The sequence below is a fragment of the Methanoculleus receptaculi genome (assembly GCF_033472595.1).
Lineage (GTDB): Archaea > Halobacteriota > Methanomicrobia > Methanomicrobiales > Methanoculleaceae > Methanoculleus > Methanoculleus receptaculi.
Genome location: NZ_CP137642.1, coordinates 451,874 through 463,787 on the forward strand (window position 1 = coordinate 451,874; position 11,914 = coordinate 463,787).

The window sequence follows — 11,914 nt, forward strand, 5'->3', positions numbered from 1 at the left end:
TCCTCAGCCCTATATGACCACCTCCCCGGTATCCGCCCGGAAGGCGAGAGTCTCCATCCCGGTCTCTGAGCGGGCTGTAACGGTATAGACCCCCTCCGCGAGCACAATATCCACTGTATTTGTGTTGAGGCGCTCCATCGCCGCCCGGATCCCATCCTCATGCATCGCGAAGATCTCTTCCGGCGCGAGGAGCTCGGTCATATTCAACTCCTCTTCTGGTATGGGCGCAGGAAGCGAGACCTCCTGCCATCCTGTCGCACCGAGGATCAGCCAGCGCGCCCCGTCAGCGTCCAGGAGACCCAGCGTCCAGGAATAGGCTCGCCCTTCGAGGTCCACACGGTTCCCGAGCACCTGATGGAGCGATGCGCCGGTGACGTTCAGACCGCCTTCGGCTCCGAGCAGATCGAGTTCAGCGAGTGCCTCTGCCAGGGTGAGCCTCTCCGGCTCCGGCAGGTCGACTGCCGTGATACCGCCGCCCTCAGATGGTGTCGTGGAAGTGTCGAGACAGCCAGACGCGGTGCAGAAGATACAGACTGCGGCAAACAGTGCCAGAACTCTCCCGACAGGTCTCATGTTAAACATTCTTTTTACACGAGGGGATATTAATAATAATCCATATCGCATCTTCCAGAATCCACCGCGAAAACCGGATACCCGGTGGATGCGGAGTGGATGCCGGCACGAAATTATATTGGGATCTCTATAGTCCCCCGGTTCGGGTTTTATACCTCCGGTGCACCGGCCGGGGGTCCTGGCACCTCACCGTAACATATAACAGAGATATAGTAGCAAGAGATCATACAGGATATACATGTGCAACAACTCAGACCCGGGCACGCCCGGAGAAGCACGCGACCGGTTTGCCGAAGCGGTCGCGTTTCATGGTCACGTCTGCCCCGGTCTTGCTATAGGTTACCGGGCGGCGGAGATCGCCCTCTCCCGGCTATCTTCCGGCCGCTCGAGAGATGAGGAACTGGTCACGATCACCGAGAACGACGCCTGTGGTGTCGATGCCATCCAGGTTCTGACGGGCTGCACCGCCGGGAAAGGGAACCTGCTCTTCAGGGACCATGGCAAACAGGCGTTCACGTTCATCAACCGTAAAACAGGGGCAGCGATCCGGGTCGCGGCGAATCCATCGTTTGATATTGAGTCGCTCGACCCCGGGCTTGCGGCGCTCAGAAAGCGCGTGATGCTGGGCGAGGCAACCGGTGCGGAACGCGCAGACTTCCAGGAGCACGTGAACCGGGTTGTCGATGCCATACTGAAGGCACCTGACGACGACCTCTTCATAATCCGCAAGGTCGATCAGACGATACCCGAACCCGCCCGGATCTTCCGCTCGGTGCCGTGTGCGAAATGCGGTGAGATGACCGCCGAGTCCCGTATCAGGGTCGAGGATGGAAAATTTCTCTGCTATGCCTGCTCGGAGAATTACTCCAGGTGCCTGTGAGGGGCGCCTCCATCCTCACCGCACGATCTTTGTTATCGGGATCTCAAGGATATCCTCGGCACCCGCGGCTTTGAGAGCAGGGATCAGCCCGTTGACAAGCCCTTTCTGAACCACCGTCTGGATGCTGAAGTAGTCGATCCCGTGAAGCCTGCTGAGGGTGGGCCTCTTCATCGCCGGGAGCACCTCGATGACACGCTCAAGCGCCGCCGCCGGCACGTTCATCGTCAGGAGAACCTGGCGGCGCGCCTCGATCACCCCCATGAGAAGTGTTGCGATCTCGTCGATCTCCCGGTGCTTCTCCGGGTCGCGGAGCGAGTCGCGGTTTGCCAGGAGCGCGGTGTGTGACTCCATGATCTCTCCCACGATCTTGAGCCCGTTCTTCCGGAGGGTGCTCCCCGTCTCGGTGAGGTCGACGACCACGTCCATCAGGTCCGGGACCTTCGCCTCTGAAGCCCCGTAGGAGGGGAAGAGCCTGACCGGGATCCCGAGGTCGTCAAAGAACCGTTTCGTGATCCGGGGATACTCAGTTGTAACCCGGCTGCCGGCGCGGATAGCGGTGACGTCCTCGATCGGTTCGTCACGGTGAACCGCGACAACAATCTTCACGTTCCCGTCGCCGGTCTTGCTGTAGGAGAGGTTTGCAACCTCAACAACGTCGGCACCGCTCTCCTCAACCCAGTCAACCCCGGATATCCCGAGATCGAAGTAGCCCATCTGGACGTAGAGCGGGATCTCCTGCGGCCTGAGGATCTTCACCTTACCGATCCTGGGGTCATCGATCCTGGGATTGTAATCGCGGTCTGTCCGTCTGACCTCGAGATCCGCCTCCTTGAAGACCTGTAGCGTCTGCGCTTCAAGGCTCCCTTTTGGGAGCGCAATCGTGATCATAAAAGATCATCCTGCAGGAAAAGAGTTAAAGGTGATCTCACTCGAAATCTCAGTCTATGGTGTGAACCAGAAGCCCGGAAAGGAGTTTCGGCTCGAACCATGTGGATTTAGGGGGCATGACGCCTCCTGCATCGGCTATCGCGAGCACCGTCTCGATCGGCACCGGCTGCATCGCCACGGCGAGGGCGTATCTGCCGTCATCCACAAGTCGCTCGAGTTCACGGAGTGGTTTCGCCCCGCCCATGTAGTGGAGTCTTGTGTCAGCCTGTGGATCGGAGATTCCAAGCATCCCCTTCAGGATATCTTTCTGGAGGACAGAGACGTCGAGTGACCCGAGCAGGTTGGTGGGATCGGCGATCGGTCGGGAGATCTCGTACCATGCCTCATCCAGGTATATGTGCATCACATGCCTTCCTCCAGCATCAGACTCAAGCGGCGGGATCTGGTAGCCTTCGGTATCGAGGCTCCCGCAGGGGCGGACGGTCCAGCCAGATTCACGGAGCGCCTCGAGGAACTCGCGGGGAGTGGCGTATCTGCCAAGGTCGGTGACGAGTCTGCTGTAACCGTGGATACGTACGCGGTCGTGAGGAAAGAGAACCACCATAAACCTCCCGGCCTCCTCTGTAAACCTCCCCTCGCGCCTCCGCAACGCCGCCACGTTCACCGCGGATTTGGCACGGTGGTGCCCGTCGGCGATATAAGTCTCCGGCACCGCCGAAAAGAGGTCTTCGAGGTGAGAGAGTGCGGCATCATCTGTGATCCGGTAAATCTGGTGCAGCACACCCGATGCAGTCGTCGTGCTTCCGTCGGGCCGGACGCCCTCGATAAGGGAGTGAAGGTGTGAGTAGATACCCTGCCGGTCTCGGTAGAGCAGGAACACAAGGCCGGTGTTAGCGCCGACCGCATCTATATGCCGCGTTCGGTCTTCCTCCTTGTCATAACGGGTGAGCTCATGCCGCCGGATCTTCCCTGTCTCGTAATCTTCTGTCGGGACGCAGCAGACCAGGCCGACAAACTCTTCCCCGTCCTGTACTGCCCGGTAGACATACATCCCAGGCTCCGGGTCGCGTTCCATCAGCCCATCCGCGAGCATGCTCTCGAAGACCTCTCGCGCCCGTCGGTAGACCCGGTCATCGTTTGGCGGGATGTCGGGGAGTTCGGCATCTGGCCGGCTTACCCGCAGGAAACTCAGCGGGTTCTTCTCGATGCATTCCCGCGCTTCGTCTGCTGTCACCACATCGTATGGTACGGATGGGATCTTTTCAGAGTACCGCCGCGCTGGACGGATCGCCGCGAAACGATAAATTTGAACCATGGATACCGCCACTCGTCTGTGCCTACTCTTTTGTTCCCTGAAGACTAATAGTTGATAGGTATCCAGACGGAGTGTGAACGGGTATGATGCCCCTTCAGTTAACCATTCTTCGGGCGCAGCCCTCAGACATTCCACAGATCGTTGGCATAGAGATGGTGGCCTTCGTCGATCCATGGGATGAGATGACACTCCGGGAAACTCTCAATTGCTTCCCGGAGACGTTCTTTGTGGCAAAAACCAATGGCGATCTGGTCGGTTTCATCGTTGGCGGGATCGAGGACACCGGGGAAGAGGTTTATGGGCACATAATGAACTTTGCCGTCGCTCCCCGTTGCCGCCGCCGGGGGGTGGGGCGACACCTCCTCCGCCGCCTGGAGCAGGAGTATGCCATCCTGGGCGCTAACGGCATCCAACTCGAGGTCAGGGTCAGCAACACCGTGGCGCAGGAGTTTTACCACAGTCTCGGCTATCGCGAGGTATTCCAGGTGGCATCCTACTACTCAAACGGGGAAGACGCCCTTGTCATGATGAAATGGTTCCGGTTTTAAGGTTCCCGCCAGGATGCCTGGGCGTTCTCTCTACCATCATCCCCGCCCCAGGTTCTGGTGTGCCCGGGCCAGGTGCTGGGCTGCCAGGGCGCCGAGGAGTGAGAGTTCGCCGGCAAGGACCGCAGCGGCAACGATCTCTCCAAAAGCCTTTGCATTGGCTCCCGGCGGGTCACCGCCGCCCGCGACACCAAGCATCGCCAGGCACTCGTGCTGGGTCTCAACACCGGTTCCTCCGCCGACAGTCCCGACGGGGAGCGAGGGTATGCTGACCGAGACGTAAACACCACCCTCAACCCGGTCGACGGTTGTGATTGCGGTGCTGCCCTCGACGACGTGGGCCGCGTCCTGACCGCAGGCGATGAATATCCCGGCAACCACGTTTGCCGCCTGGGCGTTGAACCCGAACGAGGCCGCCCGCGCTGAGCCCACAAGGTTCTTGCGGTAGTTGACCTCGAGCAGTGTCTCCGCATCGGTCTTCAGGAGATCCGCGATCAGTGTCTCGCTGAGCCGCACCCCGGCAACCACCGTCTTACCCCTGCCCTGGACGAGGTTGATGGCCGCGGGTTTCTTGTCGGTGCACATGTTTCCCGAGAGGGAGACGAGTCTTGCACCGGTCTCGCGCTCGATGAGTTCGCCCACCTTCTGGCTGGCGATCGTCACCATGTTCATGCCCATCGCGTCCTTCGTGTCGAACTCAAGCCTGACGAAGACGCTCGTGCCGGCGATGTAGGTCGTGGCTTTGAGGAACTCTCCGTGCTTTGTGGTGCTCTCAGCGGCCTCCCGGATCTCGGCGGTGTGCGTCTCCACCCAGTCTGCCGTCTCTTTCGCGTGAATGATATCGCGGGTGGCAAAGACCGGTGCCCGGGTCATCCCGTCGCGCATGATCCGGACATCCGCACCACCCGCCCGGGTTATCAGCGAACAACCGCGGTTCACCGAGGCGACAAGTGCTCCTTCGGTCGTGGCGAGGGGGATGTAGTATGGCCCGCTGGCGTACTCGCCGTGCACCATGAGCGGTCCTGCAACACCGACCGGAACCTGGACAGCCCCTATCATGTTCTCGATGTTGCGTTTCACGACCCGATCGATCCCGATCGTGAACGATCCAATCGCGGGAAGAGGAGTCCCGGTCTCGCCCTCGATGAACGCCCGCCGCACCCTTACGGCCTCTTCCGGGGGGAGTTCCCTCTCGAGCGCATAGAGCTTGAGAGACCCGTCTTTCAGCCTCTCGATATACTCATCCATGAATAAGTATGAGATCTTATACGTAAAGATGGCGGGTGGTGGAGTCCGTGGGTGAAGAACGGTGGTGCCTGGTGGTGTCAGGGCAGGAGGCCGAAGAGAGAAGGCGCCGACTGCTTGAGGCAGGGCTCCTTGACCGGCGGTATAGGCCGCGCCAGGAGGGCGGTACCGTCCTTCTCCCCCTTACCGATGAGTTTCCTGGTGCGGTGCGCCGGGAGTTTGAGGCGGTGCCGGAACGCCCCAACCTTCCACGCCACGAGATCGTCGGCGGGATCGCCATCATGCAGGAGAACGATCCCGCTGGCGCCGGGCGGGTGCTCACCTCAAGACCGTCGCTGCACACCGTGCTCTTCCCCGAGACCCCCGTCGAGGGTGAGTACCGGACCCGCAGGTTTGCCGTCCTTGCCGGTGTCCCCGCCACCCGCACCAGGGTGACGGAGTATGGACTCCGTTTTGACGTAGACCTATCCCTTGCCTACTTCTCCGCCAGGCTCTCCACCGAGCGGCAACGGATTCTTGCGGCGATGGAGAAGGGTGAGCGGGTTCTTGATATGTTCGCCGGTGTGGGGCCTTTTGCGATCACCCTGGCCCGTAAAGCGGATCTTGTGGTTGCGGTGGACATTAACCCTGCTGCCGTCCATCTCCTGGTCGGCAACATCACCCTCAACCGGATGAACAATGTCGTTCCGGTGCTTGCGGACGCCGGTCACCTGCCCCGGTATGGGTTTCGCCCGTTTGACCGGGTTGTCATGAACCTCCCCATGGCCGCGCCGCGGTACCTCCCGGAGGCCGCAGCGCTCTGTCGGGACGGAGGAACGATCCATCTCTATGCCCTGCAGGAGCGGGAAGGGGAGCACCTCCCTCTGATCCGCGGGGTTACCCGGGGCGAGGTCCTCGAGCGGCGGGTCAGGACATACTCTCCGGGAAAGTGGCATGCGGTTTACGATATCACCCTGGAGAGGTAAGGAGGCTATCAAACCAGTACCTTCAGGCTGATCTGCCGGGTTTGATAAGCCTCTCTCCGGACGGATTCCGGGGGTGGTGTGATTCTCCCTTGCTACAGCGTCCGGAAATGGGTTTTTAGTCGGTTCCCGGTTAGAACCGCAGGAGATTCATCTGCGCGCCGGGCACGGCTTTCCAGGGCCAATCGCCACACACTCCCTTCCGGAGAGGAAGCGGCCGTGCGATCGTGGCGTTCAAGGATACTGAAAGGGCATGGTGTCCCGGAAGCCTGAGGAGATGGGGTGTTCCTGTTCAGCGGAAGGCGTTCACCGCGGGATGCAGTCGCATGAAAAGAGAGATGGGTTCCGGGGCAGAACTATCAGATGGGTGTATATGAGTGGAACGGAGGGCTCCTGGCAGGCTGAGGCTGGCCGGATCGCCGCGGCTCTTGACGGGGGCCGGGCGCGTGTCGACCTGGAGAGGCTGAGGCCTCCTGTCAACACCTACCTCGTCCGCTCGCTCGATAAAACGGCGCTCCGGTTCAGTCTTCCCGTCTTGCTCACACCGCCGCCAGGCACGGCCAGTCATCCCGGTGCTGACGGGGCGGTCTGGGCGGTGATCGAGGCCGTCAAGGCGGCGGTCCCGGTCGAACCCGCACTCGGCCCCATCGCAGGTATCGGGACGGAGCACCCCGCCCATTGCCAGCAGAATGTGGAACCTGTCACGCTGATCGCCTCACCGGGCGCCATCGGAACTGATCTCTGGCGACCGGGCGATGATAACCGGATCGACTCGCGGGGTCTTCACCTGGTCGTCAGGGGCGCACTCCCTTATCCGGGGCCGCCTGGGCGGGGCACGGAGCGGGAGGTCGCAGAACGCCTGGGTGTGCTCCTTGAGGCCGTCGACCGTGTAGCGCGCCGGGTGCCTGCGGTGGAGATTGCCGCGGCCTGTGCTCTCTCCCTTGACCAGAAAGCCCTCCGCCGCGCCCTGCCGGGGATGGGGCTTGTTGCATTCATTGCCGATGGCACGCGCCCGGCCCGCCGGTTCACCAGGCTCCGGGGTCACCATCGGATTGCAGGCCCAAAGGAGGGTGTTCACGTTCCTTTCCGCTGTCCGCGGGAACTCGACCCGATCGAGGTCGAACTTGAGGGGAGCGGCAGGGTGGTGACGGGGCTTGGACTCCGGCGTGGGGAGGTCTTCGCGGTTGCCGGTTCAAACGCTGAGGGGAAGAGCACCCTCCTCAAGGCGATCGTTGCCGGCCAGGACGACCACGCCGCCGGCGACGGGCGTGAACTCCTGGTCAGTGTCAACGGGGTTGTGGGGGCGGAGGCAAACGAGCAGGAACTGGTGGGTGCGGATGTCAGCCTCTTTTTCCAGAGCCTCCCACCCGGCCTATCGGGCGATCCCCGCGCGGCCTACGGCCGCGGGAGCGGATCCCTCGTGATGGCAGAAAAGATCCAGGCAGCGATCCGTGCTGCAGCGCCCATCCTCATCATCGACGAGGACCGCGCCGCGACCAACCTGCTGGTCCCCGGGTGCCTTCAGAGAGGTGAGGTGACACCGCTCTCCACGCTGCTTGCCACCAGGCGCCAGGCGATCGGGGATACAACGATCCTGTTTGCCGCCTCCTCGCTCGATGTACTGATAGCGCAGGCTGATCGGATCCTGCTCCTCTCCGGTCATGAGGCGCAGGCGCTCGATCCCCGGGAGTTCCGGCGGCGACTGGACAGGCACCTTGTCGGCGTGCGAGAACTTCTGGCGGCGCAGGAGAGAATGGACGACTGCTGATACCTGCTTTGCCGGCGGAAAGGCCGTATTCGGGTGTTCAGGACTCGCCCGCGCTGACGACATGAACCGATTCCGGCACAAACGAGACCACCACAAGACCGCCTTCCTGAAGTTCCAGGTCGTCCACCTTCTTCCAGGAGAGGATAGATGAGAGCATAAACCCGCAGTCGACCGTAACCCTGCTGAACGGACCGCGCGGCACGATGGATATGATGGTGCCCTGGAGCGTGTTCCCGCCGGGGTTGCCCACCCCTCTCTCCGCCGGTGCGATCTGCATATCCTCCGGCCTGATGCAGAGGGCGACCCTCTCCCCCGGGCCAAACGACGACCGCGCCCTCACCCGAGTGCTGCCGACATCGATGGAGGCTATCCCTCCGTCTTCCCTGCCCACGACCACCCCTTCCAGTATGTTCTCTATGCCAACGAATCTGGCGAGATCCCTGGTCGCCGGGATGGTGAAGACCTCTCTTGGCGTCCCGACCTGTGCGAACCTGCCGTTCATCAGCACCGCTATCCGGTGAGCGAGCCGTTGCCCCTGGTACATGTCGTGGGTCGAGAAGAGTATCGTTGTGCCGAGTTCGCGGTTGATCCGGATGACCAGTTCCTCTATCTTCTCCACCGAGACCGGATCCAGGTTTGCGGTCGGTTCATCCATAAGGAGAATCTCCGGTTCAATCACCATCGCCCTGGCGAGTGCCACCCGCTGCATCTCGCCGCCGGAGAGTGTCCGTGCCCGCCGCTCCTCGTATCCAGCAAGTCCGACCATATCGAGAGCCCCTCTGACCTTCTTCATGATCGTTCTTCTCTCCACCCCCCGAAACCTGAGTCCGATGGCGATGTTCTCGGCGACCGTCGTGTTAAAGACTGCAGGTTTCTGAAAGACCATCCCGATCGTCCGGCGGATCCTGAGGCTCTGCTCTTTGCTGGCGTGGATATCGATCCCGTTGATCCGGATGGTCCCTGCTGTCGGAGTGTCCAGGAGGCCGACCAGACGCAGCAGGGTTGATTTTCCGGCCCCGCTCGGCCCGATGACGGCGAAGATCTCCCCGTCCTCAACCCTGCCGGTGACACCGTCGAGCACCCTCTTGCCGTCGAACTCTTTTGAGACTCCGTCAAGTTCAATCATGGATTCCTGCCCTGTTGCAGCGTTGATATGACGAGATTGACCCCGAGAGCGATGATAAGCAGGACGATCCCGAGAGCGATGGACTGCGGGATGTTACCCATCGACGTCTCAAGCGATATCGCGGTGGTCAGGACGCGGGTCGAACTCATAAAAGATGACGCCGCTATGTTGCCGCCGACAAGGATGGCCGCTCCAACCTCGGATATCGCCCGACCAAACCCGACCGCGACGGCCGCCAGGATCGCGAAACGGGCTTCTTTCATGATGTTTATAAGGAACTGGAACCGTGTCGCCCCTAGCGAGGTCAGGGTGTCCCTGATGACCGGATCGACCCCCGAGAGCGCGGATATTGTGAGACCGGTCATTATCGGTATGATGAGGACTGTCTGTGCGATGATCATGGCGGTCGGGGTGAAGAGCAGTCTTAAAAACCCGAGCGGCCCGGCGCGGGAGATGATCAGGAAGATCAGGAGCCCTACGATGACCGTCGGGAGGGAGTATAGTGTCTGGATCAGGTTGATGAGGCCCTTTCTACCCCTGAAATTCCCGAAGTTGATCGCTGCCCCGAGCGGGAGAGATATCAGTGAGGCGATGATGGTTGCGGTGAGCGATATGACGATGCTTCGTGCGGCGATGGCCATAACGTCGGGATCGAGCGTGACGATGAGCCTGATCGCCTCGATGAACCCCTCGATGATCTCGTACATGCCCTGCACCTGATCGTGCTACCTATGCGGCAAAAAACCAGATGATGCCCCGGTTGGGTCAGAGACATCTTGGTGAAGATAGGGGTTCAATCTCATGCAAAAAGGGGATGAGTTGACCGGATCAGAGAACCGGGTCTTTCACTTCGGCCTCGGTCACACCGATCTTCTCCCAGGCGTCCTTTGCAGCGTAGAAGAGTGGCTGGCCGTACTCCGCGACGCCGAAGGAGGCGATCTCTTCCTGCACCTCATCGGAGATCATGAAGTTGATCCAGGCTTTTGCCGGCGTGCTGTTGATCTCCGGGTATTTCTCGGGGTTGATCTGCATGACGGAATAGACGTTGAGCAGTATATCGCCCTCGTCCACGAGTGTCACGAGGTCGAGGTCACGCTGGTAGGCAAGGAATGTGCCTATGTCTGAGAGGGTGTAGCCCTGCAGTTCGTTTGCCATCTCAAGGGTTGCACCCATGCCGGTCCCGGCCTCGCGGTACCAGTCGCCGGAGCCCTGGATCTCTGTCGAGTAGTTGAATCCGGCGGCCTTCCAGATGGCCTGCTCCTTGGAGTGTGTGCCTGACGCGTCGCCGCGCGAGACAAAGACCACACCAGATTCACCGGCCATACCCTTCTCGCGTATGGTTGTAAACGCTTCTTCGGGTTCCATGCCCTTTATGCCTGCCGGGTCGGACTCCGGGCCCACGATGATGAAGTAATTGTAGGCAAAGACGCGCCGGTTGATGCCGTAGCCATCGGCAATGAAGGCATCCTCACGTGCACGGTCGTGCACCATCAGGACGTCCACGTCGCCCCGCTGCCCGTACTCGATCGCTTTGCCGGTACCAGCGGAGATGATCAGGACCTCGGTGTTGTACTCCTCTTCAAACATGGGTTTGAGGTGATCGAGGAGCCCTGTGTCGTAGAGACTTGTCGTAGTGGCGATACGGAGTTGCTGCTCGGTTTCCGTCCCGGTACAGCCGCAGATCAGCAGGATGGCGATCATGACAGCCGCAACGGCGAAGATGATTCTTTTTTTCACCATGTCTATCAAAGATTGGTTTGTGCTGTCTCCATTTAAATAGCCGTGTTTTGTGTTAATTTGCATTTAGTTTAGTTGATATGGTTTTACATCAGGTGAAGGAAATGTGGTATGATTGCCGGGGTCGGAAGGTCGCCTGAGGTCATCCCACCACGATATCGCGGTAGACCCCATTCTCTTCTTCCACATAGAGGATCGCCTCACCTCCGACAAAGGCGGGTTTCGGGAACTTTTTCAGGCTGACGAGACCTTCGCTGACGGCAGCACCGTCCCGGGTCATTACCCGGTCGACGCCTGAGGCGAGGATTGCGGCCACGGTTGAGGTTCCGTGCAGGCTTCGTGTAGTCCCTTTCTGGACAAAACGACCGTCGTTCCCCGATACCGCGAGGCAGACGCCCGCCAGCGCCCCGATAACCCCGTCTTCGGTCCCGCCAAGTCCTTCGAGGAGTATCCCTGCCTGGCGGGCGAGCGTGCGCGCCTCTTCCTGCGTCACGACTTCTCTCTTTGCGATGAAGCCAAAGCGGGTGACCTCCTGTCCCATCTGCCTGTCGGCGGCGAGGCAGATGCCGGGGTCGCTCCCCTCGATGAAGTCGGCGAGCAGCAGTTCCTTGGCTCTCGCGAATAGATCATCGGCCGCAACTCCATTGCCTCTCTCCGGTATGTGTATGACCGCGGCGCTGTTGTGTGAGGTGTAGGGGATGGCAGGATGGAGAAAGAGCTGGTGCCGTGTCACCCCGAAGACCGGATAAGACCGGGAGAGTTCAGCTGCAATCGCGCGTGCGAGTCGGCCGGTGCCCCGGGACTCGCGGGTGTCGGTGTCGTCAATGCCTATATAGATGGTCATTGTTATCGCTCGTCTGTCCTACCGGTCGGTT

12 protein-coding genes are annotated in these 11,914 nt (G+C 60.7%); 4 read left to right on the forward strand and 8 right to left on the reverse strand.

The annotated features are described in order from the left end of the window. Positions 1-9: 9 nt before the first annotated feature. On the reverse strand, positions 10-573 hold the full coding sequence (locus R6Y96_RS02430) for a hypothetical protein (protein WP_318621931.1): 564 nt from the start codon (positions 571-573) through the stop codon (positions 10-12). A 238-nt stretch (positions 574-811) separates the two neighbouring features. Between R6Y96_RS02430 and R6Y96_RS02435 the strand changes: the two genes are divergently transcribed. Then, entirely contained in the window at positions 812-1,453 is a 642-nt protein-coding gene (locus R6Y96_RS02435; RefSeq protein WP_318621932.1) for an FmdE family protein, read from the forward strand. A gap of 15 nt (positions 1,454-1,468) precedes the next feature. Here the strand turns inward: R6Y96_RS02435 and hisG are convergent, their stop codons facing one another. Further along, complete coding sequence (gene hisG, locus R6Y96_RS02440) at positions 1,469-2,341, reverse strand: ATP phosphoribosyltransferase (RefSeq protein WP_318621933.1); 873 nt, start codon at positions 2,339-2,341, stop codon at positions 1,469-1,471. Positions 2,342-2,390: 49 nt separating this feature from the next. Beyond that, a complete protein-coding gene (locus R6Y96_RS02445; protein WP_318622463.1) occupies positions 2,391-3,656 on the reverse strand; it encodes a DUF1015 domain-containing protein in 1,266 nt (421 codons plus the stop codon). A gap of 83 nt (positions 3,657-3,739) precedes the next feature. Here R6Y96_RS02445 and rimI point away from each other — a divergent pair, with 83 nt between their 5' ends. Next, a complete protein-coding gene (gene rimI, locus R6Y96_RS02450) occupies positions 3,740-4,204 on the forward strand; it encodes a ribosomal protein S18-alanine N-acetyltransferase (protein ID WP_318621934.1) in 465 nt (154 codons plus the stop codon). 36 nt (positions 4,205-4,240) lie between these two features. On the opposite strand, the gene hmgA is transcribed toward rimI, so the two are convergent. Continuing rightward, positions 4,241-5,449: a hydroxymethylglutaryl-CoA reductase (NADPH) gene (gene hmgA, locus R6Y96_RS02455; RefSeq protein ID WP_318621935.1), complete on the reverse strand. Its 1,209-nt coding sequence runs from the start codon at positions 5,447-5,449 to the stop codon at positions 4,241-4,243. 47 nt (positions 5,450-5,496) lie between these two features. Between hmgA and R6Y96_RS02460 the strand changes: the two genes are divergently transcribed. Next, complete coding sequence (locus R6Y96_RS02460; protein WP_318621936.1) at positions 5,497-6,411, forward strand: class I SAM-dependent methyltransferase; 915 nt, start codon at positions 5,497-5,499, stop codon at positions 6,409-6,411. A gap of 370 nt (positions 6,412-6,781) precedes the next feature. Beyond that, the gene (locus R6Y96_RS02465) at positions 6,782-8,176 is read left to right on the forward strand and encodes a P-loop domain-containing protein (RefSeq protein WP_318621937.1); all 1,395 of its coding nucleotides are present in this window, start codon (positions 6,782-6,784) and stop codon (positions 8,174-8,176) included. 37 nt (positions 8,177-8,213) lie between these two features. Here the strand turns inward: R6Y96_RS02465 and R6Y96_RS02470 are convergent, their stop codons facing one another. The 4 genes from R6Y96_RS02470 to R6Y96_RS02485 form a co-directional block, all read right to left on the reverse strand. Further along, a complete protein-coding gene (locus R6Y96_RS02470) occupies positions 8,214-9,302 on the reverse strand; it encodes an ABC transporter ATP-binding protein (protein WP_318621938.1) in 1,089 nt (362 codons plus the stop codon). After that, the gene (locus R6Y96_RS02475) at positions 9,299-10,009 is read right to left on the reverse strand and encodes an ABC transporter permease (RefSeq protein ID WP_318621939.1); all 711 of its coding nucleotides are present in this window, start codon (positions 10,007-10,009) and stop codon (positions 9,299-9,301) included. Before R6Y96_RS02475 ends, R6Y96_RS02470 begins: the two co-directional genes overlap by 4 nt. Before the next feature lie 121 nt (positions 10,010-10,130). Then, on the reverse strand, positions 10,131-11,042 hold the full coding sequence (locus R6Y96_RS02480) for a substrate-binding domain-containing protein (RefSeq protein ID WP_318621940.1): 912 nt from the start codon (positions 11,040-11,042) through the stop codon (positions 10,131-10,133). 139 nt (positions 11,043-11,181) lie between these two features. Then, a complete protein-coding gene (locus tag R6Y96_RS02485; protein WP_318621941.1) occupies positions 11,182-11,883 on the reverse strand; it encodes an ABC transporter substrate-binding protein in 702 nt (233 codons plus the stop codon). Positions 11,884-11,914 lie beyond the last annotated feature (31 nt).